The sequence below is a fragment of the Rhodonellum sp. genome (assembly GCF_030656585.1).
GTDB lineage: Bacteria > Bacteroidota > Bacteroidia > Cytophagales > Cyclobacteriaceae > Rhodonellum > Rhodonellum psychrophilum.
On record NZ_JAUSPP010000059.1, the window covers coordinates 136931 to 161769 of the forward strand.

At 43.1% G+C, this 24839-nt stretch carries 24 protein-coding genes and 1 pseudogene; 10 read left to right on the top strand and 15 right to left on the bottom strand.

The window, feature by feature from the left end:
* Window positions 1–6 precede the first annotated feature (6 nt).
* A complete protein-coding gene (locus Q7J63_RS14615; protein WP_304887163.1) occupies window positions 7–543 on the bottom strand; it encodes a DUF2975 domain-containing protein in 537 nt (178 codons plus the stop codon).
* Between the two features lie 291 nt (window positions 544–834).
* On the opposite strand from Q7J63_RS14615, the gene Q7J63_RS14620 reads away from it, so the two are divergent.
* The gene (locus tag Q7J63_RS14620; RefSeq protein WP_304887165.1) at window positions 835–1305 is read left to right on the top strand and encodes an ATP-binding protein; all 471 of its coding nucleotides are present in this window, start codon (window positions 835–837) and stop codon (window positions 1303–1305) included.
* 235 nt (window positions 1306–1540) lie between these two features.
* Here the strand turns inward: Q7J63_RS14620 and Q7J63_RS14625 are convergent, their stop codons facing one another.
* Window positions 1541–2419 (bottom strand): class I SAM-dependent methyltransferase, encoded by an 879-nt coding sequence (locus Q7J63_RS14625; RefSeq protein ID WP_304887167.1) that lies wholly within the window; start codon window positions 2417–2419, stop codon window positions 1541–1543.
* 954 nt (window positions 2420–3373) lie between these two features.
* Between Q7J63_RS14625 and argB the strand changes: the two genes are divergently transcribed.
* The 4 genes from argB to argJ are packed head-to-tail and all read left to right on the top strand — an operon-like array spanning window position 3374 to window position 7671.
* The gene (gene argB / locus Q7J63_RS14630; protein WP_304887169.1) at window positions 3374–4198 is read left to right on the top strand and encodes an acetylglutamate kinase; all 825 of its coding nucleotides are present in this window, start codon (window positions 3374–3376) and stop codon (window positions 4196–4198) included.
* A gap of 3 nt (window positions 4199–4201) precedes the next feature.
* The gene (locus Q7J63_RS14635; RefSeq protein ID WP_304887171.1) at window positions 4202–5410 is read left to right on the top strand and encodes an aspartate aminotransferase family protein; all 1209 of its coding nucleotides are present in this window, start codon (window positions 4202–4204) and stop codon (window positions 5408–5410) included.
* Window positions 5394–6446, top strand: a complete 1053-nt coding sequence (argC, locus tag Q7J63_RS14640) for an N-acetyl-gamma-glutamyl-phosphate reductase (RefSeq protein WP_304887173.1) — start codon at window positions 5394–5396, stop codon at window positions 6444–6446. The genes Q7J63_RS14635 and argC overlap by 17 nt, the downstream gene beginning before the upstream one ends.
* Before the next feature lie 13 nt (window positions 6447–6459).
* Entirely contained in the window at window positions 6460–7671 is a 1212-nt protein-coding gene (gene argJ / locus Q7J63_RS14645; RefSeq protein WP_304887175.1) for a bifunctional glutamate N-acetyltransferase/amino-acid acetyltransferase ArgJ, read from the top strand.
* A 96-nt stretch (window positions 7672–7767) separates the two neighbouring features.
* Here argJ and Q7J63_RS14650 read toward each other — a convergent pair whose 3' ends face one another.
* Entirely contained in the window at window positions 7768–9015 is a 1248-nt protein-coding gene (locus tag Q7J63_RS14650; RefSeq protein WP_304887177.1) for an FAD-binding oxidoreductase, read from the bottom strand.
* A gap of 345 nt (window positions 9016–9360) precedes the next feature.
* On the opposite strand from Q7J63_RS14650, the gene Q7J63_RS14655 reads away from it, so the two are divergent.
* The 3 genes from Q7J63_RS14655 to Q7J63_RS14665 all read left to right on the top strand — a co-directional run bounded on the left by Q7J63_RS14655 (window position 9361) and on the right by Q7J63_RS14665 (window position 12483).
* Window positions 9361–10896 (top strand): S8 family serine peptidase, encoded by a 1536-nt coding sequence (locus Q7J63_RS14655; RefSeq protein WP_304887179.1) that lies wholly within the window; start codon window positions 9361–9363, stop codon window positions 10894–10896.
* A complete protein-coding gene (locus tag Q7J63_RS14660) occupies window positions 10897–11766 on the top strand; it encodes a T9SS type A sorting domain-containing protein (RefSeq protein WP_304887181.1) in 870 nt (289 codons plus the stop codon).
* 228 nt (window positions 11767–11994) lie between these two features.
* Entirely contained in the window at window positions 11995–12483 is a 489-nt protein-coding gene (locus tag Q7J63_RS14665; protein WP_304887183.1) for a hypothetical protein, read from the top strand.
* Between the two features lie 20 nt (window positions 12484–12503).
* Here Q7J63_RS14665 and Q7J63_RS14670 read toward each other — a convergent pair.
* The 4 genes and pseudogenes from Q7J63_RS14670 to Q7J63_RS14685 form a co-directional block, all read right to left on the bottom strand.
* Window positions 12504–12689: pseudogene (locus Q7J63_RS14670) on the bottom strand (FAD-dependent oxidoreductase); the annotation flags it as partial.
* A 96-nt stretch (window positions 12690–12785) separates the two neighbouring features.
* Window positions 12786–13784 carry a 4-hydroxyproline epimerase gene (locus Q7J63_RS14675; RefSeq protein ID WP_304887185.1) on the bottom strand — a complete coding sequence of 333 codons (999 nt, stop codon included), beginning with the start codon at window positions 13782–13784 and terminating at the stop codon, window positions 12786–12788.
* A 75-nt stretch (window positions 13785–13859) separates the two neighbouring features.
* The gene (locus Q7J63_RS14680) at window positions 13860–15305 is read right to left on the bottom strand and encodes an aldehyde dehydrogenase (NADP(+)) (protein ID WP_304887187.1); all 1446 of its coding nucleotides are present in this window, start codon (window positions 15303–15305) and stop codon (window positions 13860–13862) included.
* 246 nt (window positions 15306–15551) lie between these two features.
* The gene (locus Q7J63_RS14685) at window positions 15552–16442 is read right to left on the bottom strand and encodes a dihydrodipicolinate synthase family protein (protein ID WP_019596732.1); all 891 of its coding nucleotides are present in this window, start codon (window positions 16440–16442) and stop codon (window positions 15552–15554) included.
* Window positions 16443–16570: 128 nt separating this feature from the next.
* On the opposite strand from Q7J63_RS14685, the gene Q7J63_RS14690 reads away from it, so the two are divergent.
* Window positions 16571–17440 carry an AraC family transcriptional regulator gene (locus tag Q7J63_RS14690; protein ID WP_304887189.1) on the top strand — a complete coding sequence of 290 codons (870 nt, stop codon included), beginning with the start codon at window positions 16571–16573 and terminating at the stop codon, window positions 17438–17440.
* Between the two features lie 5 nt (window positions 17441–17445).
* Window positions 17446–19131 carry a DUF885 family protein gene (locus tag Q7J63_RS14695; RefSeq protein WP_304887191.1) on the top strand — a complete coding sequence of 562 codons (1686 nt, stop codon included), beginning with the start codon at window positions 17446–17448 and terminating at the stop codon, window positions 19129–19131.
* A 128-nt stretch (window positions 19132–19259) separates the two neighbouring features.
* Here the strand turns inward: Q7J63_RS14695 and Q7J63_RS14700 are convergent, their stop codons facing one another.
* The 8 genes from Q7J63_RS14700 to ubiE form a co-directional block, all read right to left on the bottom strand.
* Entirely contained in the window at window positions 19260–19916 is a 657-nt protein-coding gene (locus Q7J63_RS14700; RefSeq protein WP_304887193.1) for a Spy/CpxP family protein refolding chaperone, read from the bottom strand.
* A gap of 16 nt (window positions 19917–19932) precedes the next feature.
* Window positions 19933–20259, bottom strand: a complete 327-nt coding sequence (locus Q7J63_RS14705) for a hypothetical protein (protein WP_304887195.1) — start codon at window positions 20257–20259, stop codon at window positions 19933–19935.
* Window positions 20243–20734 (bottom strand): RNA polymerase sigma factor, encoded by a 492-nt coding sequence (locus tag Q7J63_RS14710; RefSeq protein ID WP_304887196.1) that lies wholly within the window; start codon window positions 20732–20734, stop codon window positions 20243–20245. Before Q7J63_RS14710 ends, Q7J63_RS14705 begins: the two co-directional genes overlap by 17 nt.
* A 175-nt stretch (window positions 20735–20909) precedes the next feature.
* Complete coding sequence (locus tag Q7J63_RS14715; protein WP_019596739.1) at window positions 20910–21665, bottom strand: ThuA domain-containing protein; 756 nt, start codon at window positions 21663–21665, stop codon at window positions 20910–20912.
* Window positions 21666–21844: 179 nt separating this feature from the next.
* Window positions 21845–22606, bottom strand: coding sequence for a M15 family metallopeptidase (locus Q7J63_RS14720; protein WP_370691918.1), 762 nt, complete (start codon window positions 22604–22606; stop codon window positions 21845–21847).
* 10 nt (window positions 22607–22616) lie between these two features.
* The gene (locus tag Q7J63_RS14725; RefSeq protein ID WP_304887198.1) at window positions 22617–23375 is read right to left on the bottom strand and encodes an SDR family NAD(P)-dependent oxidoreductase; all 759 of its coding nucleotides are present in this window, start codon (window positions 23373–23375) and stop codon (window positions 22617–22619) included.
* Between the two features lies 1 nt (window position 23376).
* Window positions 23377–24156, bottom strand: coding sequence for a porin family protein (locus Q7J63_RS14730; protein WP_304887200.1), 780 nt, complete (start codon window positions 24154–24156; stop codon window positions 23377–23379).
* Entirely contained in the window at window positions 24105–24827 is a 723-nt protein-coding gene (ubiE, locus tag Q7J63_RS14735) for a bifunctional demethylmenaquinone methyltransferase/2-methoxy-6-polyprenyl-1,4-benzoquinol methylase UbiE (protein ID WP_019596743.1), read from the bottom strand. The genes Q7J63_RS14730 and ubiE overlap by 52 nt, the downstream gene beginning before the upstream one ends.
* Window positions 24828–24839: the final 12 nt, after the last annotated feature.

The following is a 24839-nucleotide window of genomic DNA, read 5'->3' on the forward strand; positions in this document are numbered from 1 at the left end:
AAAGGCTTAGACTGTGAGTTCATTTTCAGACTGCAATTCCATCCCTTTTTTGAAAATTTGTGCGATCACAAAAACCACCGCAGCCATCATCAAAAAGGCTGAATAGTCATTCCAATATTCCCAGGCATTTTCGACTGGATAACCTCTTTTGGCTAACTGCTGGTTGAATCGGTGTGCAATTGTACCGAGTATTCCAACTGAGAAAATGTAGTAGCTGATCTTTGAAATCAGATTGGAAATCTCAATGCTGAATGGCTTATCCAATTTTAAATGCTCAAAAATCTGTGTGATCAGAAAAAAAGTGTAAGCTTTCAATGCAGTGATGCCGATCGCCAAACTGAAAAGCATTCCGAAATAGATTTCATTCTGAGTAAATAGCTCAGATAGATCCAAAATCAGGTAAAGGTATTTCACCTCGAAGATATGAAACTGGATGAATGCGTAATTGAAAATCAGGGTTCCCATCTGGATGCAAAGGCCAATGAAGATGATCCATGAGATCACGTGTAGGAACTTGATGACGAGGTCGGTTTTAGGAGACATAGCCTGTTGAGTTTGAATTTGATATCTCAAACATCGGTAAATATTTATTGAAAAACAATAAATAATAATTGAATAAAGAAATTTGTAACTACTCAGCTTCTTTTTAATTAACCGTAGTACAAGTTTTAGGTGTGCAATAGGGCTTCTTTTTGAAGGCAGTTGTCTATGGAGTTGTTTCCCTTTTCTTACCAAGAGTTTGTCGCTTTTACCAATCGTGTAGCCTCTCAGGAATCTCTTGAAGAATACTAAAAAATTGGCGGTATTCCTGAGTTTGTCAAAAGTCAAAATGAGTTGATCATAATTGCTTTGTTGGATGATATTTTGGTGAAAGATATCGCCATCCGTCATGGAGTTAGAGACCTGGCCTCGTTGAAGCAATTCGCACTTTATTTGCTGAGTAATCTAGGGGTGCCTACATCCGCCAATAAACTTACAGGTATGTTTGGGATTAAATCGGCGGTGACGATTTCGGACTTTTTCTCCTATTTCCAAGATGCCTCCCTGATTGATTTTGTACCCCAATTCAGCTATTCACTCAAAGCCCAAAATCGTAATCCTAAAAAAGTCTATGCCATGGATATGGGTTTAGTCACTGCTATCTCTACTTCCTTTTCAGAAAACTTGGGTAGAAAATTAGAAAACTTGGTTTACCTCCATCTCCGCCGCAAGTACACCTCCATTCATTATTTCAAGGAAAAAGGAGAGTGTGATTTTCTGGTATCACAAAAAGGAAAAGTATCCCGTGCTATTCAGGTATGTTAACATGTCTCTGATGAAAATTTCACGAGGGAATATGCGGGCCTGATTCAGGCCATGGATTTTTTCAATCTTGATAAAGGCGTGATTGTAACTGAAAATCATAGCGATCGATTTGAAGAAAACGGGAAGGTGGTGGGGCTAATTCCAGCCTTTGAGTTTCTTAAGCTAAATCTTTGATTGAGTTTTGAAAAATATTACAGTGGGGAATTAGCAGAAACACCAATATTTGTTCTGACCACTATTTTTTGACTGCCGATAAGATGATCCACCAGGCATTGTCGGTATAAAACACTTTTTCATATTGGATTTCCATGCCGGCTTGTCTGGCGAAGTGGGGGTAGGGATGGCTGAAGTTGAATTCATAGCCGTCTACCTTGGAGTGCTTTTCTTTCTTTGGATCAAAGCCATCTGCAATGGGCTCAAACACCACAAGGCCTGCAGGGGCATGCTGCGTCATGGAATCAAGCATATTGTTGACCTGGTCCTCATTGAAATACTCCAAAACCCCGCCGTAGGTGACGTAAACCGTGTTTGTACTGGAATTTTTCTTGAGCCATTCCATTGCATCCTCGGCGTAAAATTCAAGTCTCGGGTTGGATTTGTATTTGGTTTTGTTCAATTCAATCTGTCCTGCACTGATGTCAATCCCTATAAATTTATCAATCATGGGGAATTTTTCTGAAAAATAATTGAGGAATTTTCCAGTTCCGCAGCCGATCTCTACCAAGGTTTTGAAAGCAGACTTGTCAAGGACCTTGTCGAAACTTTTCATCAGGTAGGGTTCTACCTCCATCAACAATTCCTCTGTGGACTCGTAGGCGCTAAAACCAGAGGTTTTGGCCCAGATCTGCTGGTGTAATTTCGCGAGATGGTCCACATCTTGTGATTTTTTCAAATTGTTCACCAAGCTTGCCAATGCCGCCCTTTCATACCGGTCTTTCGGGTAGTGGCCTGAAAAAAATTTATCTTTCAATCCAGGTCTTAAAAGTAACATCAATTTTCCTGTGCCGATTTTTGCCCACTTCCGGAATTTGGTGTCGGGGATTCCTACTGGAAAATCCCATACGATTGGTGGTTTTTGTGCTGAAGAAACAGTATTTTTTTCCATGGTTATCATAAAAATGGTGTTTAAAGAGATTTCTGTCCAAAGGATTCAGATAAATAATGCCATTAATTTAATGAAAATCATTTGAATAATTTGTTGCCCATAAAGTTAATTTTTATTTATAAGTATAATTATTTGTTTTATAAATAATGTTTTGTGTATATCCTCAATATTACCAGTAAATGCCAAAGTTCAGAAGGTCCTTGCCGGAAACCATAATGGGAGGCTTCTTCCGGAAGATGATCATGGATTGTTTTGTGTTTTTAAACCCGAATTCTAAGACAGCGGAAAAGTAACGTAGGGCATCTAACTTGAAGTAAGTCAGATGGAAATATGCATGAGGCTGCCCAATAGGCCTCTAACGACAAGAAAATCGCACCAATTGGATAATAATGCATAGTCAAAAACAGTAAAAAACCGGCTGATAAATGAGCAACTTCAGGTCGGAATAGAATTGATCATGCATAAAACGGGTTAAATCTTCTACCCGTTTCACCTGAAATATGGATTCAGTTTTCCAATAAGGGTGGAAACTGCAAGAAAATCAGGCCATTTGAAGAATATGCCTTGGGGCCGATAAGGTGAAATCAAAATCGGTTGACAGTGTTCCGATTGGTAGACAATTGTTAGCTGGAATGGAATTGTAAGGCAAAACATGTGTTGAGCATTAGCCGGTCCCGCCCAGTGTACAAAAGATCGGGAGGCACAGACATACTGGCAGTAAACATCCCTTAAATGGTAAAAAACAAATTTTTAAATACACTATTTCAATAATCGGGAGGCTTTATCATTTTAAATCTTTATTTGCCTTCCCATGGTATAGTTATTGCTTAAATTGGGCCGGAAGGCATTTTTGATCATTTTCCAAAATATTCTGTTCCTTCCTTTCTCCAATTGTTTTGAGACTTCTTTCCTGAATTTCAATGAAAATAGTCAAAAAAACAGCTTAATAAAATTCAAAAAAGCATGCAAACCAAAAAACTTCTCATCAAGTATGGTGGGAATGCAATGACCAACCAATCTCTGAAAAGTGAAATCGCAAAACAGGTGTTGGCACTCAGCGAAGAAGGTTATCAGGTAATTCTGGTCCACGGTGGAGGCCCCTTTATCAACAAGGCCTTAAGATCCGCCGATATCCAATCGGAATTTTTTGATGGTCAACGCAAAACCACTTCCGAAGCTTTTCTTCATATAGAAAAAACCCTAATCGGGGAAGTCAATACAGATCTTGTCGGTATTTTTAATCAAGCGGGGCTCAAAGCCGTGGGGCTTTCCGGTAAGGACGGCAACTCGGTCACCGCCGTCAAATATGATCACGAATCTAAGGATGGTAAAGGGAATCCAATCCATGTGGATCTCGGACAAGTAGGACGGGTTGATACTGTGGACACCAGCTTGTTGAATTTGTTGTTAAGCGGGGGGTTCACTCCTATCATGACCTGTATCGCCAACGATAAGGATGGGACGGGATACAATATCAATGGGGATACTTTTGCCGGCCAAATCGCTGCGGCTTTAAAAGTGGACCAATATATCCTTCTCACCGATGTGGACGGGCTTTTTTCTGATTATCCAGATCCCAAATCCATTATCCGGGAACTCCGACTTTCAGATCTTTCCCAGCATTACGGTTCCACGATCCAAGGCGGGATGATCCCGAAGATAAAATCCTGTGAAGAAGCCGTTGTGGCTGGAGTCCGGAAAGCGGTCATCCTCAATGGAACCCAGCCTGACCAGCTTCGCAGGTATATCCTTGAAAATGAATCTTTAGGAACCACTTTGACCCCGTAATCCATGCAGATAAGCAATCAGGTACTACACGAAATAGATCAGGAAAACTATCTCCCAACCTTTAAAAGATTTCCTTTGGCCTTTATCAAAGGAAAAGGAAGTAAGCTTTGGGATGCTGATGGAAAGGAATATATCGATATGCTCGCGGGCATTGCAGTGAACAGCGTGGGTCATTGTCATCCCAAAGTCGTGAAAGCCATTCAGGATCAAGCGGCGGAATTGATGCATATTTCCAATTTTTTTGTCAGTCCACCGCAAGTGGCCCTGAGTGCGTTGCTGGTGAAGATTTCCGGAATGGACAGGGTGTTCCTGACCAATAGTGGTGCGGAATCCGTGGAAGGAGCGATCAAGATTGCCCGTAGATATGCCCACAAAATTGGGAAAGGGGGTCAGGTAATTTCCATGTTGAATTCTTTTCATGGAAGGACCTTGGCCACCATCGCAACTGGTCAAGTCAAATACCAACAGGGTTTTGAGCCTATTCCAGGCGGGTTTTCCCAAGCGCCATTCAATGATTTGGAGGCGATCAAGAATCTTTTGAGCAGAGAAACGGCGGCAATTATCCTCGAACCCATTCAAGGGGAAGGTGGGATTGTTCCGGCGGAAATTGAATATCTGAAATCGCTGAGAACCCTCTGCGATGAAAACGATGTCCTCCTGATTTTTGATGAAATCCAGAGTGGTATCGGCAGGACGGGGAATTGGTTTGCCAAAGACCATTATGGCGTACAACCGGACATCATGACTTTGGCCAAAGGCTTGGGAGGTGGAGTTCCTATTGGCGCTTTCCTCTGCAATGAAAAAGTGAGTTCCGCTATTCAGTTTGGTGATCATGGGACGACCTTCGGAGGCAATCCTCTGATGGCTGCAGCTTCATTGGCTACACTCCAAGTGATCTCGGAAGAAAGGCTCTGCGAAGCAGCTACTCAAAAGGGAGAATGGCTGAAATCGGCTTTTATGAAGCTTAAGGAAAAATACCCCTCCATTTTGGAAATCAGAGGACTTGGGCTTATGCTCGGGGTGCAGTTTGACAAGCCTGCAGCCCCTTTGGTAAAATCCCTGATGGAAAAAGGCGTGATCGCCAACGCCACTGCCGATTCGGTCCTGCGCTTGGTCCCACCATTGAACATCGATCAGAAGGATCTGGAAACAGTTCTTCTCAAAATCGAGGAAGTTTTGGAACAACAATTAAAAGATGAAAAAAATGGATAATCCTATATATAAGGTAGCAATTGTTGGGGCATCAGGATTTACGGGATCAGAATTGGCCCGCCTGCTTGTCCACCACCCTGCAGTGGAAATAATGATGATAACCTCGGAAACGCATACCGGAAAACCATTTTCCGACCTTCATCCCCAGTTTTATGGGATTTTGGATATGGAGCTTGTGAGTGCCTCTGCGGTGGAGAACTCAAAACCAGACATTATATTTTTGGCATTGCCCCATGGGATTTCCATGGATTTTGTGGCCAAATGGGAGCCTCTGGGAGCAAAAATAATTGATCTTTCCGGGGATTTCCGGCTTTCAAGTCCCGAGGTTTATGAGAATTGGTATGAAAAGAACCATTCTTACCCACAAGGATTCAAGAATGCCATCTATGGTTTGCCGGAACTCAATGCTGACCAGATCAAGGATGCAAATCTGGTGGCCAATCCAGGCTGCTATCCGACAGCTTCGATCCTTGCATTGAGTCCTTTGTTTGCAAGAAACACGATTCAAAAAGGCAGTGTGGTGATCGATGCAAAATCTGGACTGACCGGGGCGGGCATCAAGGCGAATGCAACCACACATTTTTCGAATGTCAATGAAAATTTCAAAGCCTACAGCATCGGAAGCCATAGGCATACGGTAGAGATAGAGGAACAATTATCTACATTGTCCCAAAACAAGGTAACTTTACAGTTTACACCACATTTATTACCGATTGATAGGGGAATTCTGGTGACGGCCTATGCAAGTGTCACTGAGGAAATGAATCAGGAAAAACTGGATAAAATCTACCATGAATTTTATCAGGACAAGCAGTTTATCAGATTGCGGAAAAGTCCTCCGGGAGTGAAAGATGTGCGGGGCAGTCATTTTTGTGACATCTGTCCCGTCTGGGATGCGCGTACACAAAGAGTGATTGTTGTATCCGTGATAGACAATTTATTAAAAGGTGCTGCCAGTCAGGCAGTTCACAATATGAATTTGATGCTGGGTTTGTCGGAGTCGACTGGATTATCACAAATCCCATTAAAACCCTAAAAGGGAAGAAATTATGATCAAAAACATTACAAATGTAAGAGGTTTCAAATGTTGGGGCGCCCATTCGGGCATCAAATCCATGAGAAGGGATTTGGCCATCATTTATTCAGAAGTTCCTGCAGCAGCTGCGGCAACTTTGACTCAGAATAAGGTTCAGGCAGAACCAATAAAAATCACGCAAAGAAACCTGGCCAACAACCAGGCCCAAGTCATTGTCTGCAATGCCGGCAATGCAAACGCCTGTACTGGCGAACAGGGCCGTTTGGGAGCAGAAGCCATGGTCCGGGTGACTGCCGAAATGCTGGGTATTTCGGAGGAGGATGTCATTGTGGCTTCTACCGGACTGATAGGGGAAAAATTCCCAACGGAAGAAGTAGTGGAAGGCATTCGTGTGAATATCCCCAAATTGAGTACGGAAGCGAAGGCAGGCTCATTTGTGGCCAATGCCATTTTGACCACGGATACTTTTGCCAAGGAAGGCTTTGTAGAGTTTGAGCATGAAGGGATCACCATCAATATGGGTGGAGTAGCCAAAGGATCGGGAATGATCCATCCCAATATGGCGACGATGCTGGCTTTTGTGATCACGGATTTTGACATCGACAAAGATTTGTTGCAGTCGACATTAAGGTATTGTGTGGACAGAACTTTCAACATGATCACGGTCGACGGAGACACCTCGACCAATGATATGGTGGCCATCCTGGCAAATGGAATGGCTGGAAATACCAAGGTCACCTCTGAAAGTGATCCTGGATTTATAGTGTTTCGGGAAAAACTGCTTGAAATCCTTACCCATCTCGCCAAACTGATTGTGTCAGACGGTGAAGGAGCTTCTAAGTTTATCGAATACAGAGTTTCCAAATCTCGCTCGGAGGAAAATGCAAGGAAATTGGTAAGGGCCATTTCTGATTCCACTTTGGTCAAAACTGCCATGTTTGGTCGGGATCCCAATTGGGGAAGGATTATCGCTGCTTGCGGAAATGCCGGGATTGCTTTCAATTACAAGAAAGTCAACCTGATGATTGGGGACAAAACCCACATGGTCACTGTTTTGGAAAAAGGAAACCCGACAGATTTTGACAAGAATTACATGAAAAAAATCCTCCGTGAATCCCATATTCGCATTCACCTCGAAGTGAATACAGGGCATGAGGAGGCGGTGGGCTGGGGCAGTGACCTGACCACCGATTATGTGCTGTTCAATTCGGTTTATACGACCTGATCGAAAAAAGGCCTCGAATCAGTTCAGGGCCTTTTTTTGGTTTCAAGGGAAGCTTTTTGATGAGTTTTCTTTAAAAAGAGAACTGAATTGATTTTTTCAGGAAAATCTATCCACCCTAAATCCTTCCAGCTGCATTATTGGCGTTTTATGCTGGTGCATTTCCGCCAAGATTTTCCCTGTACCCGGCGCCAAACTGATTCCCATCATGCTGTGGCCGGAACCCACCCAAACATTGTTGAGGCCTGGAGCGGCTCCGATATAGGGCAATCCGTCAGGGGAGCAAGGTCTGAGGCCTTTCCAGACGTGGTTTTTTTCGGGGAATTTGGCCTGAAAATCAGGGTAATAGCGGTTGATGGATTCGAAAATCCCTTTGACGCGGTTCATGTTGATCGTTTCATCCGTGCCGGCGATTTCCATGGTTCCCCCAAACCGCACTTCATTCCCAAATGGGCTGACGGAAACCTTCATCTCGGTCAGAATGGAGGCCTGGAGGATTTCCGGTCGGTTTTCCTGCATAAAACTGTAGCCCTTTCCGCCCATCATCGGCAGGGAAAAACCCAGCATTTTGGCCAATTCAGCAGACCAAGCCCCGCCGCAGAGCATAAAATTAGCGCCTTCGATTCTCCCTTCTGTTGTCAGGACAGCATTTACAGCTCCACCAATTTTCTCGAAACCGGTGACGGTTACCTGGTTTTGAAACTGAACGCCATTTTTCTCAAGATGATTTTTCAAAAAGCGGTACAGGGAAGAGGGCGATAAATGCGCATCTCCAGGGAACAGCAATGCACCTCGGGCTTTGACTTCCAGGTTGGGTTCTTTTTTCTGGATATCCGAAGGGCTTAAAATCTCGGCTTCCAAACCGTGTTTTCTTGCCAGATGGGCAAATTCGATTTCTTCTTTTTCGGCTTCCGGCGTCTGGTACAGCATCATCAAACCCTTTTCAACCAGTCGCAAATCCGCATCCCGATATTTTTCATTGAACTCCTGATACAGGGCCTTGCTGAGCAAGCTCAGGTTTTTGAGGAAGGGAATACTTTTTTCCACATGGTTTTTGTTTGCGGAACGGTAAAAGAGCAAGCACCATTGGAGGAGTTTTCGGTCCATTTTGGGATGGATGTAGAAGGGGCTTTTGGCCGAAAACATCCAGGAAATCCCCTTGCTGATCATTCCCGGCGCTGCCAAGGGGACAATATGGCTAGGCACGATCATGCCGGCATTTCCGGTGGAGCAATTGATCTCCATGTCTCCTTTGTCAATGACAATGACCTCCACTCCGGCTTCCCGCAGAAAATAAGCCGTAAACAATCCGACGATTCCGCCGCCGATGATAAGGGTTGGTTTCATATTTTAGTAGCTAGTATAAAGAGCCAAGAATCAAGAGCTTAGAAGATTTAGGTCTATGCAAGAATGGAATTTGACTCATCATTACAAATTGGATATCAAAAGATGTGTGCAGGCTAAAGGTAATTTAAATCCGGAACTATCCATTACACCCTGTTCATTTGATCTGTTACAGAAAAATCTATATCGGAAAATATAAATAATATGAAACTGTTCCAAAATTGGAATTATTTAAGGATAAAAAAGTAAAAAAAGGCAAAAAATACCCAGTATTGGGTATTTTTTTAACGGAATTTAAAGGCAATATTTCAGTTTAAATTTAAAGGCAAAATTTTAACGAAAACAAATATGGTAAAATCTCTGTTTTTCGTAATCATTGTATTTATAAGTTTTAATTTTGTATATGCTCAGGAACATTATTACTGGGCTAATGGGGAAAAACATTTCTTGGAATTGTATCCTGAAAAACAGTATGTTTTAGTAGAAGGTCAAAATAAGGCCTCCATCGCTCAGGAATTGGGGATATCAGTACAAAATATTACGGACCTTGAGCCGATTGTGATTAGTCGGACAATAAAATACCGCCGATCCGGCAAACCTGAAAAGGATAATTTGCACTGGGGTTTGGTAAACCAATCTGTGAATAAAGATAAAATTCAATCAGCCAAAATTATATATACTGCACCTTTCTTTTTGGGGAATGGGAAAGAAGTCGGTTTATCGCAGTATTTTTATGTGAAATTGAAGAATGAAAAAGATTTTGAAATATTAGAAAGTCTAGCTAATCAAAATCAGGTGGAAATAATGGGCAACGATACCTTTATGCCATTGTGGTACATTTTGTCGTGTGATAAAAATTCTAAAGGCAATGCGCTTGAAATGGCTAATTTCTTTTATGAATCAAGGTATTTTGATTCTGCTGAACCTGACCTAATGGAAGATTTTTTAATGGGTTGCACAAATGACCCATTAATTGGTGAGCAGTGGCACTTAAACAATACTGGTCAATCAGGTGGCACAGTTGGTAATGATATTAAAATTTGTCAGGCTTGGAACATCACGATGGGTTGTCCAAACATTGTGGTTGCAGTTTTAGACCAAGGTCTGGAATTCAACCACCCGGATTTTGCCAATATAAGCCCCATAAGTTTTGATTCTGAAACCGGAACAAGCCCAAGTGTGGTAAGAGGAAATCACGGAGTGCCTGTTGCAGGAGTTATTGGTACTTCTTCAAATAATAGCTTAGGTGTTGCGGGTGTGGCAACAGGGGTACAATTAATGTCAATAAGTAATAGTTTAGCTCTATCTCCATTACTTAGTCAGCGTCTTTCTAACGGACTTAATTTTGCATGGCAAAATGGGGCAGCTATAATTAATAATAGCTGGGGAAGTAATTCCATTGAGCAACAAGGACTTATTAATGATGCTATAAATAATGCAGTAACTCAAGGCAGAGGTGGCTTGGGTACAATCGTGATTTGTATTACTCATAATCAAAATGCCAATTCAATCACTTTTCCTTCTAATAACCCACAAACAATAGCAGTTGGTGCAATAAATCGAACCCCAAGTAGAGCAAGCTTTTCAAATTATGGAACCGGGTTAGACGTTGTTGCTCCAGGTGTAAGCATAAGTACAACAGATCGTCAGGGTACTTTAGGTTATAATACCAATGCCGGTGCGGCTGGAAATTATACGTCTCTTGATGGTACTTCCTTCGCTGCACCTCAGGTGGCAGGCATAGCGGCATTACTCCTTTCTGTAAACCCCGGATTGACCTTGCAACAGATTCGGGATTTTATCGAACGTTCAGCGGATAAGGTCGGGAATTATACATATACAAATGGGGCAGGAGAACATCCTAATTTATCATGGAATAATTAAATGGGCTATGGCAAAGTAAATGCCTTTAAAGCGCTGCAAGAAGCCTTTCCAATTACCGGACCATCTCTCATATGCTCCAGTGGTACATATACACTGCTAAATCAGCCTGCAGGTACCAACATAACTTGGATTAGCAGCAACCCTAATGGTTTAAATATCAATCCTACAACTGGAGCGGCTAGTCGCCTGAATAATTTTAATGGAGAGATTACAATAACTGCCACTATCAATGCTGCATGCGGTCCTACCAGTCTAACACGAAATATATGGGTTGGTAATCCGGGAGCCGGAATCAATACCTTGTTATGGACAGGTACCCGAGGTGTAAATCCGGTAAGCACCAATCCAGGTGCGACATATATTTTTAATGTCGATCAAGTCCCAAATGCAACATCATACACTTGGGTATTGCCTTCAGGATTTAGCGTATATGGGGGATCAACTACTACAACCAGTACTAGTATTTATATTACGACTTCAATGACAATCGGAACATACACGCTGTATTGTAGGGCCAATAATGCTTGTGGCTCAAGTTGGACAAATAGCTTAACGATCAATAACAGTGGATCCGGCGGAGGTGGTCCAGTACCGTTAGTTGTTTATCCAAACCCCGCATCTTCCAGCCTAATAATCCAAGATGAATCGAAAGGAAGTGAGGGCTTTTCCGAATCATCAGTGGGAAATCCGGAATACGTTGAAGAATTTGAAATTCAACTCCTTGACAATAATGGAAGAATAAGAAAAACCGGTAAATCGTTGAAAAGACGGTTAGAACTTAAAATAGATGATCTTCCGGACGGACAATATATTCTTGAGATTAGAACCGTAACAAAAACCGATTTCAGACATATCATTATTAAACATTAGGATGTTCTAAATGGAATAGGTTTTAAGCCAAAGCGATTTCGGTGCCAGGTGTACCTTTACCAGCTAAAGTACCGGCATCCTTGTGATAGAAAACCAGGAATTTACAGCATATTTAAAATAATAATGAAATAAAATATTGGGAGATACTAGAGGCAAATTTGAGTGTGGTGTCTTGCGTATTCTTGTTCAATCATTAAATGAATTATATGTACTTAAAATAATATTGCTATGCAAAATACTATGAAAAGCAAATCTAAAGCGGTGACAATTCTATTGCTTTTGACAGTGCTTTCGGGCAGTTGTCAGGAAGAAAGCATGATTCAAAATTGTGAGGGTGAAAATGGCCAACGGATAGAAACATTTTACAACGAGGAGTTAAGAGAAATTCCATGTAGCATTCAGAATATAAATCCTGATACCAGAGAGGTAAACCTTGTCATCAAGACACAAGCTGATTACGATAAATATTTTACATGTAGCGCTGAACTTCCAACCGTTGATTTTGAAAAATATTTCATCCTTGCCGGGCGCTACCGCCATCACCAATGTGCAGAATTTAACAGGCAGCAAGTGTTTATATGCAATAATAAACTAATCTATAAAGTTGAAATGCATGAACTGATCTGCGCTGCCTTTACAAATGTATTTTATGTAACTGTCATTGAAAGGAAATATGAAGGTCTGCAGGTAGTATTTGATGTTGGATTCAAAAACTAAAAGCAGGCACCACTGCAGGAGTTTATAAACCCCGGTGAAGCCAAGGGGACAATATGGCTGGGTCCGATCATTCCGGCATTTCCCGTGGAGCAATTGATCTCCATGTCTCCTTTGTCAATGACAATGACCTCTACTCCAGCTTCCCGTAGAAAATAAGCCGTAAACAATCCGACGATTCCGCCGCCGATGATAAGGGTTGGTTTCATAATCGGGATTGAAATTGCATGGCTTGAAATTGAGAAGGGACTATGAATGAAGGTGTATTTATCATCAGAATGGCTTGATTGGAATTCATAATAATCCTAAATCACCTGAAATCCATGCACATAAGGATCTTCATCATCCAGGAAAATGGTGTTGTATCCCGTTACCATCGCCCATCCCTCGATGCTGGGAATAATGGCTGGGAAATCTCCGACTTTGGTTTCTTCCACGACCTCGCCCGTGAATTTTGACCCGATAAAGCTTTCATGGATAAAGGGTTCACCTTTTTTCAAGATTCCTTTGGCATGCCATTGGGCCATTCGGGCTGAGGTTCCCGTTCCGCAGGGAGAGCGGTCAATTGCCTTGTCTCCGTAGAAAACTGCATTTCGCGCAGTTGAATTGCTGTCAATTGTTTTTCCAGTCCATAGTAAATGGGAAAGGCCCCTGATGGATGGTTTTTCGGGATGAATGAATGCATGGGCAGCATTGATTTTATTGCGAATTTCCCTGCTCCAGGTGATAAGTTGCTCCGCACGGTAATTTTCGATCCCCAAGAAATTCTCCTGCGGATCCACAATCGCATAGAAGTTTCCTCCATACGCAACATCTACTTTCAATATCCCCAGGTCACCACATTCGACCTCAATGTCCTGTGCTGCAAGATAGGAAGCGATGTTCACCAACTTGACGGATTTCACTTTTTTCCCTTCCTGCACATAGGTAACATGAACCAATCCGGCAGGAGTTTCTATGCGGAGCTTACCGGGGGTTTTGGGTAAAATCAAACCTTCCTCAATTGCAATTGTCACCGTACCAATCGTACCATGACCGCACATGGGAAGACAGCCACTGGTTTCGATAAAAAGTACCGCAACATCATTTGCCGGATCATGGGGTGGAAAAAGCATAGAGCCCGACATCATATCGTGGCCTCGAGGCTCAAACATCAGGCCTTTTCGGATCCAGTCGCAATGGTCCAAAAAGAACTGGCGCTTTTCCACCATATTGTTCCCTTCCAAAAAAGGAACCCCACCCGAAACCAGTCTGACGGGATTGCCACAGGTATGCGCATCGATGCAACTGAATGTTTTTTTCATTATTGAACAATAAATTGGCTTTTTATGAAAGGATTAGGCGAATAAGAATCTGGGATACTCAAGTTACTTCTGTCCCTATTTTTTAAATTCCCCATCCACCATTCTCCAAATTTTCAAGGGATTGCCTTCTCTAAGTGCGTCTGGCAGAAGGATGTCCGGCATGTCCTGCAAGGCGATCGGGCGCGCAAAGCGTTTGATTGAATACACCCCTACTGAAGTACTTCTGCTATCGGTCGTGGAAGGGTATGGTCCACCATGATGCATGGCATAACCCACTTCCACCCCTGTCGGAACACCTTTGTAAAGCATTCTCCCACATTTTTCTTCCAATAAGTTAATCAAATAGAGCTGGTCTTTCAATTCCTCCTCTTCGGCCCAGATGGTCACGGTGAGTTGTCCCTGGAGTTTCTGGGCGATTTCCAAAAGCTCATCCTCAGTTTTATAGATCACCATTAAGGCAAAAGCCCCAAAGACTTCCTGCTGGAATTTATTGTCCTTCAACCAGTCTTTCGACTTGATCTTGGCAAGGGCAGGATGGCCTTTGATCAAATCCTTGGCTGCGGCTACCTTGACCCATTCCAATTCGTTTCTTCCCTGAAGGTATTGAAGTGCAGAATAATAGCTTTCGGCAATTCCTTCATGCAGCATGGGCGCCGCCGTGATATCTTCCAATTCACTTTTCACCGCATCCGCAAATTCCTTTTCCAAGCTTTTGGGAACAAAGATCAATCCCGGGTTCGTACAAAACTGGCCGGCTCCCAAAGTCAGCGAGCCCACAAAAGATTTTGCGGCACCCACAATATCGTTTTCAAGTTTTTTGGAGAATGTAAAAATAGGATTCACAGAACCCATTTCTGCAAAAACCGGTATGGGCTCCTCCCTTTGGTTGGCCAAGTCGAACAAAGACTTTCCTCCCACATGCGAGCCAGTGAAAGCCACCGCTTTTGCCATGGGATGCTTTACCAATGCCTGACCAGTCTCCACGCCGCCTTCCACTTGCTGGAATAGTCCACTGGGAAATGCGGAATCTTTTACCGCTTTTTGGATTATCGAAGAAACAAGTGTGGAAGTTTTGGGATGCGCTGGATGTGCCTTGTAGAGCACAGGGCAACCGGCAGCCAATGCAGAAACCGTGTCCCCTCCGGCAGTGGAAAACGCCAAGGGAAAATTACTGGCACCAAACACGACTACAGGACCCAATGGGGTCAAAAATCTTCTCAAATCCGGCTTTGCTGCGGGCGTTCGGGTCGGATCACCATGGTCAATGGTGGCTTCCACCCAGGAACCCTCCTCCACCAAATTGGCGAACAACCTGATCTGTCCACAGGTCCGGCCCAGTTCGCCGGTGATCCTTCCTTCCGGAAGATTGGATTCCTCTGAGGCAAGCGGGATCAATTGGGTCTTTTCCGACTCTATTCCATCCGCAATCTTCCTGAGAAAAGCAGCTTTCTCCTTTCCCGGAACATTTTTGTAAAAAAAGAATGCTTCTTGGGCTTTTTGAAAGATGGGGTCGTAGGTCATGGTTTTTTGGTTTGAGGTGAAATAAAATATAATAAAATGCATCTTCCCATTAATCCCCATGATTTTGGGAGGGTGGCGAAGATACCATTGCTTGCAAAATTTTTATGCGTACAAAATAAAATGGATCCAATTTCAGGTTGCATCTCTGATGTACAAATTAGACAAAATGAAGCAAATTCCTGTGGGAAAGGGAGATTTAGAAAGGTGAATTGATTTCAACCAAGGCTTTTCTCAGCATTTACCGTTTTAGATGATCGGCCGATGCTCAAGGCCTCTCTTGATGATGTTTTCCACTTTTATTCTCTCTTCTCCTACCAAAGTCAATCGCGGGGCACGGACATATTCGGTACCGATGCCCGCCATTTGTTCTGCCAACTTGATGTATTGGACCAGTTTCGGGTGGATATCCAACTCCAATAAAGGTAAGAACCAGCGATAGATTTTCAAGGCTTCTTCAATTTTTCCCTCCTGCAAAAGATTGTAAATCGCAACGGTTTCCTTGGGGAAGGCACAGACCAATCCGGCTACCCATCCCGAGGCGCCCATCAGCAATTCTTCCATCGCCAAAGTATCCACTCCACAAAGGATATTGTACCGATCTCCAAATTTGTTGATCATCCGCGTGACATTGGAGATGTCTCTGGTGGATTCTTTTACGGCCTGGATATTTTCACAGTCAAGGAGGTCCTCAAACATGGGAAGTGTCACAAGTGTCTTGTAATCCACGGGATTGTTGTAAATCATGATGGGAAGCCTTGTGCTTTTCGCTACCGCCTTGAAATAAGTGACCGTTTCCCGGGCATCTGCGGCATACCGCATGGGTGGAAGCAGCATGAGACCGGAGGCACCCAATTCTTCGGCTTTGTGCGCCCAAAATATTGCGTCTTGGGTCGCTCCCTCAGCGATATTCAGGATTACGGGGAGCTGACCATTGAGCTCTTTGATCGTTTCCTTGGTCAACACCATTTTTTCTTCCAAGCTGAGCACACTGGATTCCCCCAAGGTGCCCCCCAGAATAATTCCATGTACGCCTGCTTTTACTTGGGCTTCCAGGTTTTTGAAAAACATGTCCATATCCAAGCTTCCATCCTGGTGAAACTTGGTGGTCACTGCGGGGAATACTCCTTTCCAATTCATAGTTTTCGTGGTTTTTATCAAAGGTAGGATGCCTTTTAAAAGTTTTTATACACTGAATTAATGAATACTGGTATTATATTGATTTTATTTTATGAATTAATTCTAATATTGATTAATATCATATTGAAATGTCAAAAATCATCCCATTCAAAATCCCCAAATCCCAGAAGGAGTTTCTTCGGTTCCAAATCGACGAAGGCAAGCACTTCTATGGCAAGCTACACCAGCATCCAGAGTGGCAATTGACACTGATTTTGGAAGGAAAAGGACAGTTGATGGTCGGGGATTATCTGGGAAGATTCGAGCCCGGTGATATTTATCTGTTGAGTTCCAATGTGCCCCATGTTTTTAGAAGCGATGAGGAATATTTTGCCAGTGAAAATCAAAAAAAATCACGCAGCAATACTCTTTTTTTTGATTTTGATGCTTTGGGAAAAGAGATATGGGCAGTGGAGGAGTTTTTGGCACTCAAACAATGGATGATGACCATCAAAGGCTGCTACTCCATCCAAGGCAAAAAAAAGGAGTCGATCGGGAGATCCATCCAAAGATTCGGGGTAAATGCTGGGCTGGAGAAATTTCTCGCTGCCCTGACGATCCTAAAGTCCTTACAGGAAATGGAAGCATTGGTACAGCTCAATCAAATGATGCCTGGTAAAGATTATTCCGAACTTGAAGGGAAGCGGATGGGGAATGTCATGCAGTTTATTTTGGCCGAAAGCCAAAGAAACATCGCCTTACACGAAGTGGCAGAAGTGGCTAACATGAGTAAAGAGGCTTTTTGTAGGTTTTTCAAAGAAAGAACGGGGAAAACCTTCACCGAATTTCTCAACCAGCTGCGTATTCACAAAGCTTGTCATCACCTTCAGGAATCTGATTTGTCCGTCTCCCAGATTGCTTACCAAACTGGATTCCAGAATCTTTCCAATTTTAACCGGGCATTTAAAAAATATACGCATCACACTCCAAAAGCATTCAGAAAGCAAGTCCAATTTTAATCGATATGAAAAAAATACTCCTCTTTTCCCTTGTCCTACTGATGGGTTTTCAGGCGACTGCCTCAGAACTCTATGAAGCCATCATGGCCTATCAGGCAGACCGTTCTTCCCTGAGCCGAAAGTACAGCAACCCGCTTTCGGAAGAATATTTCCTGAGAATGGAGCAGTTGTATAGAGATTGGATGGGGAATCTGGAAGCGATGTCTTACGATTCATTTTCTGAAGACGGGAAAACGGATTACTTGCTTTTTAGAAATCATCTCGAAAAACAAAGTTATTTCCACAATTCGGAATTTCAAGAATACAAAACAGTGGCCCATGTGGCTGGTTTTTCATCGCACCTCCAGGCTTTTTATACCAATAGAAGAAAAGCGAAGCAGCCAGAATCTCCCAAACTTGCAGCCGCTTTTGAGGAGTCCCATCGACTCATGTTGGCGGATTGGGAAAAAATGAAAAAAGCCAAACCTTTCGAAAGTTGGCAAAAGGCTGAATTGGCGGCCAATGTCATTGCGGCCTTGAGGAAGAATACGGAAGAGGCCTATTATTTTTACTTTGATTATGATCCGGAATTCACCTGGTGGATGCAGGAGCCTTTCGCAAAGGTGAACAAAGGCTTGCAGGAATACGAGGCGTTTTTGAAAACCCATTTTGAAAATACGGTGATCAAAGATGATGGCAGCGGGATCATCGGCAAACCGATAGGGAAGATGGCCATAGAAAAAGAGCTTGAGTTTGAATTCATCAACTACAGTCCCGAAGAATTGATCAAGGAAGCTGAAAAACAATATGCCTGGTGTGAGAAGGAAATGCTGAAAGCATCGAATGAACTGGGATTTGGCAATGACTGGAAAGCAGCTTTGGAGATGGTGAAAAACACGTATGTTCCGGCGGGTGTTTGGCCGGGAATGGTGACGGAAATGGCGGATGAAGCGATTGCTTTTTTGGAGAAATATGATCTGATCACAGTGCCTGAGCTCGCCAAAGAAACCTGGAGGACGAGTATGATTTCGGCTGAAAGACAAAGGGTAAGTCCTTTTTTCTTGGGTGGTGAGGAAATCCAGATTTCGTATCCCACTTCTGACATGACGCATGAAGAGAAAATGATGAGCATGCGGGGAAACAACCCCCATTTTTCAAGAGCGACGGTTCAACATGAGTTGATTCCCGGTCATCATTTGCAGCAGTTTATGAACCAACGCCATCATCCGCACAGGAGATTGTTCAGCACGCCATTTTGGACCGAGGGCTGGGCTTTGTATTGGGAATTCAATCTTTGGGACAAGGACTTTCCAAGATCGGCAGAGGACCGAATCGGGATGTTGTTCTGGAGAATGCACCGTTGTGCAAGGATCGTTTTCTCCCTCAACTATCATTTGGGAAAGATGAGTCCGCAGGAATGCATCGACTATTTGGTGGAGAAAGTAGGCCATGAAAGAGCCAATGCAGAAGCCGAAGTGAGAAGATCCTTTACCGGAAGATATGGGCCACTTTACCAAATTGCCTACATGATCGGAGGGTTACAGTTTTATGCGCTGAAGGCGGAATTGGTCGACACGGGAAAAATGACCGAAAAAGCCTTTCATGACTTTATCATCACCCAAAACACCGTACCCGTGGAATTGCTTCGGGCCAGGATAAAAAGAGAGACTTTACCGAAGGATTACAAGGGTTCATGGAGGTTTTTGGATTGATGGAATATTCTTGATTCCTTTTTTTTGCTTTAAGAAAGAGCTCGAATACGAAAAAACATAAATAAAAATTCACCTCAACTTCGATTCTGATTCCGAGGTTGAGGTGAATTCATTCAGCGGATATTTTCCTAATTCTTTTTAAGGGTGATGATGACGATGCCATTCTTTCCAACTTCCCCCACTTTGTCAATTGCGGCTTTTCCTTTTAAGACTTCCATTTTTTCTATATCCTTCGGATTGATGGTATTGATGTCTTTGGTTCTGGTCAACTTGCCTTTTTCAGAAAGATAAAAGTTTGGCTTTGGGCCTTCACTCTCTCCACTTTTCACCGTAATGGCAAAAGGAGAAGAAGCATTATCACCTGTTTTTTGGCTTGCATACCCTGTTACACGAATCCCCTTGGTTTCTTTAAGTAAATCAACCTGGTTTTCATTCAGCTCATTCTTAATGGCCACGAGGTTGGTCAGCTGCTTCTTTTTCAAGTTGTTTTCTATGGCAAGTACCACATCCATCTGTTTTTGGACGGCATCCTGATTGACTTTTGTTTCGCTGAGTAAAGCCTTCAATTTTGAGTTGGCAGCAGCCAAATCCCATTTCAGGGTGCTGAATTCACCGGCATTTACACTGTGTATTTTTTTTATTTTATCTGCCTGTTGATCGGTCAGGGAGATTTTCTCCCTGTTTTTCATGATGAGATCAGCAGGGAAAAGGTCTCCTTGAAAGATATCCTGTGCCTGCGCAATTCCTGTGATGGATAAAAAGGCGATTAAGATCAACTTTTTCATAGTAATTCGATTTTGGTTAAAATTCTGTAAGTAAGGAGGAAGAAGAAGCTTCCCAGCTATCCATGGATGTCGTGGACTCTATCGAAAACTGCAACTCATTGTTCTTGTCTTGTATCAGCGAAATGATGATGATGTCCTCTTCCAATTTATAATCGGGATCGATTGGCGTAAAATACCAGATCCCCATAATCAGAGACGCAGCGATCCCAATGGGAACCCAAAGCCAATTTTTGGTCTTGGGGAATTTTGGAAGGGGAGGGATTTGGGATTGGGCATCCTGCTTCTTCATTTCTGCGAAAAATCCCTGCAATTCTAAATCGGTTTCTTTATCTGGCATTTTCATGGGCTTGCTTCTTTAGAATGAGGTTTTTGAGATTGGTTTTTCCACGATCATAATGTGTTCTGGTAGAACCAATGCCGATCTCCATTACTTCGGCGGCTTTCTCCAAGGTCAGTCCGTGGTAAAACACCAGTAACAAAACCTCCTTTTGCCTCAATGGGAGCATTTGGATGAGCTCTTCATGGGATTCGGCTATAATGGGTGCCGCGTTTTCCGGAATGTCAAATCCATCTTCCATCCTTATATGATTGTTCTCCTTTTTTCGCCACTCCGACGCTGTAAATCTTACCACCGAAAACAACCATGTTTTCACCTTGGATTTTTCATCAAACTTGGCGGTACCCTCAAGGATTTTCAAATAAACGTGCTGGAGAATGTCCTTTGCTTGTTCATCATCAAATCCACAGCATTGTCTTGACCAGAAATAGGCTTCATGGTGAAGTTCTTCAATGATTTTTTCCAGCTGTGGTCTTTTCATGCTTATCCCTTAGTGTCAAAAATCAGGATTTATATGACAGTGGCAAAAAATAAAAGTGAAAAAAAGCATCCATGACCCAATCCATGATTCGGATAATGACAAGTTTGAAATAAGAAAGCCTTTGATTGCTGGAAAAATCCAGAAACCAAAGGCCTTTACGCATCTAATCTTTAGTTCAATCAACAGGAAAACCTTTGGCAGACCACCAGATTCCGCCCAGGATGTGTTTTAGGAAATTGTCATCCAAAAAGGATTCATCTGTATGTCCCAAAGCGGTGTAGAAAATCCGGCCGCCATCGTACTCATGGGTCCAAGACATCGGGTGAAATTCGCCCATTCCACCTTTAGGGTCATAGGTTCTTTCGTCTGCAGTGATCAATACCGTTACGTCTGGATTGAAGTTTTTGAAAGCATACAATTCGTCTGTCCATACCCATTTGGCAGGCAAATGATAGGTGGAGGGATGTTCGCGGTTGATGACATTCAACTTCAATGTTTGTTGATGAGGGTGGTTCATGAACTGGGCACCGATCAGTTTGGTGTACCAAGGCCAGTCGTATTCGGTGTCGGTGGCACTGTGGATGCCCACGATTCCCTTACCACTTTGGACAAATCTTTGGATGACTGCTTTCTGTTCTTCATTGAAAATCGTACCGGTGGTACTCATCAGGATGATGACATCAAAATTTGCGAGGTTCTTGTCCGTGATATAATCGGCGTCTTCCGTGGAATGCATGTCAAAGACATTTTCCCTGGAAAGTTTTTTTATGGCCATGACCCCATCTGGGATGGACTGGTGCCGGAACCCCTTGGTTTTGCTAAATACCAAAGCCCGGAACTGGGCATTTCTTTGGCCAAAGGACATTTCCACAGTGCCGATGACCATAAAAAGTGCAAGCAACATGGAGGTTAAATAGGTTTTTGAGTTCATGTGGGTTTGTTTATGTGTAAATTACAAGATACCAAGTACAATGGTAATTCCATAATTAAAAACCGATGGTTTGCCTCCCTTTTCCATTATCGGTAATGATCTCTTTTGAGAAAAAGTAAAAGTGGATTGGGCCAAAAATGGTTTCTTCGGTTTGAACCCGAAGCGTGTTTTCGAATTGACTATTTTACCAAATCGAATTTCACCGCAGCCTCTTTCCTTGAAAAAGCATTGAAATGCCACCATTCGGAACCGATTCCCGTAAATCCACCATGTTTCATGACTTTTCGGAGGATTTCTCTGTTGGCCACATGTTCCTTGGTGATTTTTCCTTCTCGAAGCATTTGATTTTCCCTGTCGGGATAGGCGGGATACCCAAAAAAATCATATCCTGTTCCCATGTTTAGCGCTTGACCGGATTCTTGGTAGGCTAGTGTCAGGTCCACAGCCACACCATAATTGTGTAATCCACCGATTTTTGGGTCGGCAACATACAGCGGTTTGAGACTGTCGGGTTTGTCCAAATTGTCCCAAAGGATTTGTTGGACGCTCAGCGGTCTGACCCCGTCATAAACCAAAAAGGTGAGTTCCGGATGTTCTTCCTTGAGTCTTTGATGGGCTTTCTTTAGCATTTGGGCCACTTCCGGTTGGATATATGCCTTAGTCAAATCGCCATAGACATCCTGACCAAAAAAATTGTCCGTAGTTGAATATTTTAACTCCACAAAAACCCCTGGGATTTCAGTTTCAATATTCACCAATCCCGCCTCGATCAGGCTTTGTTCCAAATCACCGATGGATTCAACATCAATTGGCTCAGCAATCACTTCCTCCGCTATTTCTACTGATTCGGCTGGGATTTCCATTTCCTCTTCAGTCACAGTTTTTGGATTGCATTGGAAAACCAATGCAGAGACCACAATAAGAAAGAAGCGTTGTTTTATGGACACAGGTTTAAAGCGTTTTCTTCAAGATCGTTGCACTTGCCTGCGCAGTGGGTAGGATGACGATGTCTGCCATGACCACATGAGCCGGTCGCATCACGGCGAAGGCTATGATTTCGGCAATATCGGCAGCCTTCAAAGGTTCATAACCTTGGTAAACCTTTTTTGATCGGTCTTCATCCCCTTTGAAGCGGACCAATGAAAATTCTGTTTCGACAAGGCCTGGATGGATTCCGATGACTTTGATGCCAAATGGATTGAGGTCCATCCGCATGCCATTCGTGATCGCATCGACCGCATGTTTGGAGGCACAGTACACATTTCCGTTTGGATAGACTTCTTTGCCTGCGATGGAGCCAATGTTGACGATGGTCCCTGATTCTCTTTCCACCATACCTGGCATCACTTCCTTAGAAACGTAGAGCAATCCCTTGACATTGATGTCCATCATGGCATCCCAATTGTCCACATTTCCGGATTGGATGGGATCCATACCGTGGGCATTTCCAGCATTGTTGATCAGGACATCGATGGCTCTCCAAGATTCAGGGAGTGAGGCAAAGGCTGCTTTCACCGCCTCTCTATCCTTGACATCGAAGCAGAGTGTAAAAAGTTGGGCTTCTTCTGGTAGTTCCGCCTTGAGTGCTTCCAGTCTTTCCTTTCTCCTACCTGTGGCAATGATATTGTACCCCAAGTTGGCTAGGGAAAGGGCAGTGGCTTTTCCTATTCCTGAGGTGGCGCCTGTAATGAGTGCTATCTTTTTTTTCATTTTATTGAAAATTCAAATACAGCGTGATGCTTTTTCTTTTCAGGGATTCGATTGCTCCGGCAAATTCCGAATCAGAAGCTTCCGGTCGGTACATGTTGTTCAATCCATGTGAAAAGCGAACCTCGGGAGAAAATTTGAAGAATTTGAAATAAAGGTCGAAACCAATGCCCATATCCACAGTGAAATCTTTTCCTGTGGTGACCAATCCCTCTATGTCCGCTTCATCTTGATCTTTTGTCCTGAACATGGCGCTGCCACCAGCGGTAAAAAACATCCTGGAATTGTTGAACCGTTGTGCTTTGTACTTGAGCAGCAATGGGAATTCCACCATGGTGGATTCCGTAACGATCGTTCTGGTGTTTCCTCGGGTAGGTTCCATCGTATTGGAAACTTCATTACTAAAGAAATTGATATCGGTCTTAAATTCGTAGAAAGCCACTTTTGGGGTAAAGAGGATATTGAGTTGATCGTGTAGCCTAAATGTGGTCAGGAAACCCAGCGAAAATCCCGGCGTATAGACGGGCATGATACTCTGTACCTGTCCCAAAACCGCATTTTGGGAATTGAGAAATTCTTCTGAATATTTCAGCCTCCAGGAGTTGGTGTGGGTGGCAAGAAAAAAACCATAAGAAATGGCTTTTTCATCCTGACCAGCCGTGCTGATGGCATTGAATCTGGCTTGGGCAAAAAGAGAGGAGCTGGTGAAAAGAAGCAGGAAAAGACTCGCTGCTATTTTTCTCCGATGTAAATTGAGCTGATGCCGAAGGTCAGGGGTTTGCATTTTGTGTTTTTAAAACCAACTTTTTCTAATACTTCCAGAAAATCATTCCCGTCCGGGAAAGCCTGTACCGACTCTGGCAAATAGGTATAGGCGGAATCATCTTTTGAGACGAGTTTACCGATTCGAGGCAAAATATATTTGAAATAAAAATTATATCCTTGCTTCATTGGGAATTTCTTTGGCTTTGAAAATTCCACGATCACGGTTTTTCCTCCAGGTTTCAACACCCGATACATGTCGGCAATTCCTTTTTCCAAGGTTTCAAAGTTTCTGACTCCAAATGAAACGATGACGGCATCAAATTTATTATCCTCAAAAAGGAGCTTTTCGGAATCACCCATCTGAAGATCGATGATATGTTCCAAGTTTCGCTTTTTCATCTTTTTTCTGCCTTCTTCCAACATTCCTGCCGAAATATCCACACCGATGATTTTATCGGGGTTGAGGGCAAGTGCCTCGATCGCAAAATCTCCGGTACCTGTGGCTATGTCCAAAATGAGTTTGGGTTTGTCTTTTTGGAGCAATTTGATTGCCTTTTTCCTCCAAATAATATCGATTCCCAAGCTGAGCACATGATTCAACAAGTCGTACCGCTTGCTGATGTTGTTGAACATTTCCGCAACCTGCTCTTTTTTGCCTTCCTGTTTGTTTTTGTATGGGACTACTGCCATGTACTTTTCTTG

Excerpts from the sequence above, each read along its gene's own strand:
- Q7J63_RS14615 (WP_304887163.1), bottom strand. The coding sequence starts at position 543 with ATGTCTCCTAAAACCGACCTCGTCATCAAGTTCCTACACGTGATCTCA.
- Q7J63_RS14625 (WP_304887167.1), bottom strand. The coding sequence starts at position 2,419 with ATGATAACCATGGAAAAAAATACTGTTTCTTCAGCACAAAAACCACCA.
- argB (WP_304887169.1), top strand. The coding sequence starts at position 3,374 with ATGCAAACCAAAAAACTTCTCATCAAGTATGGTGGGAATGCAATGACC.
- Q7J63_RS14635 (WP_304887171.1), top strand. The coding sequence starts at position 4,202 with ATGCAGATAAGCAATCAGGTACTACACGAAATAGATCAGGAAAACTAT.
- argC (WP_304887173.1), top strand. The coding sequence starts at position 5,394 with ATGAAAAAAATGGATAATCCTATATATAAGGTAGCAATTGTTGGGGCA.
- argJ (WP_304887175.1), top strand. The coding sequence starts at position 6,460 with ATGATCAAAAACATTACAAATGTAAGAGGTTTCAAATGTTGGGGCGCC.
- Q7J63_RS14650 (WP_304887177.1), bottom strand. The coding sequence starts at position 9,015 with ATGAAACCAACCCTTATCATCGGCGGCGGAATCGTCGGATTGTTTACG.
- Q7J63_RS14655 (WP_304887179.1), top strand. The coding sequence starts at position 9,361 with ATGGTAAAATCTCTGTTTTTCGTAATCATTGTATTTATAAGTTTTAAT.
- Q7J63_RS14660 (WP_304887181.1), top strand. The coding sequence starts at position 10,897 with ATGGGCTATGGCAAAGTAAATGCCTTTAAAGCGCTGCAAGAAGCCTTT.
- Q7J63_RS14665 (WP_304887183.1), top strand. The coding sequence starts at position 11,995 with ATGCAAAATACTATGAAAAGCAAATCTAAAGCGGTGACAATTCTATTG.
- Q7J63_RS14675 (WP_304887185.1), bottom strand. The coding sequence starts at position 13,784 with ATGAAAAAAACATTCAGTTGCATCGATGCGCATACCTGTGGCAATCCC.
- Q7J63_RS14680 (WP_304887187.1), bottom strand. The coding sequence starts at position 15,305 with ATGACCTACGACCCCATCTTTCAAAAAGCCCAAGAAGCATTCTTTTTT.
- Q7J63_RS14685 (WP_019596732.1), bottom strand. The coding sequence starts at position 16,442 with ATGAATTGGAAAGGAGTATTCCCCGCAGTGACCACCAAGTTTCACCAG.
- Q7J63_RS14690 (WP_304887189.1), top strand. The coding sequence starts at position 16,571 with ATGTCAAAAATCATCCCATTCAAAATCCCCAAATCCCAGAAGGAGTTT.
- Q7J63_RS14695 (WP_304887191.1), top strand. The coding sequence starts at position 17,446 with ATGAAAAAAATACTCCTCTTTTCCCTTGTCCTACTGATGGGTTTTCAG.
- Q7J63_RS14700 (WP_304887193.1), bottom strand. The coding sequence starts at position 19,916 with ATGAAAAAGTTGATCTTAATCGCCTTTTTATCCATCACAGGAATTGCG.
- Q7J63_RS14705 (WP_304887195.1), bottom strand. The coding sequence starts at position 20,259 with ATGAAAATGCCAGATAAAGAAACCGATTTAGAATTGCAGGGATTTTTC.
- Q7J63_RS14710 (WP_304887196.1), bottom strand. The coding sequence starts at position 20,734 with ATGAAAAGACCACAGCTGGAAAAAATCATTGAAGAACTTCACCATGAA.
- Q7J63_RS14715 (WP_019596739.1), bottom strand. The coding sequence starts at position 21,665 with ATGAACTCAAAAACCTATTTAACCTCCATGTTGCTTGCACTTTTTATG.
- Q7J63_RS14725 (WP_304887198.1), bottom strand. The coding sequence starts at position 23,375 with ATGAAAAAAAAGATAGCACTCATTACAGGCGCCACCTCAGGAATAGGA.
- Q7J63_RS14730 (WP_304887200.1), bottom strand. The coding sequence starts at position 24,156 with ATGCAAACCCCTGACCTTCGGCATCAGCTCAATTTACATCGGAGAAAA.
- ubiE (WP_019596743.1), bottom strand. The coding sequence starts at position 24,827 with ATGGCAGTAGTCCCATACAAAAACAAACAGGAAGGCAAAAAAGAGCAG.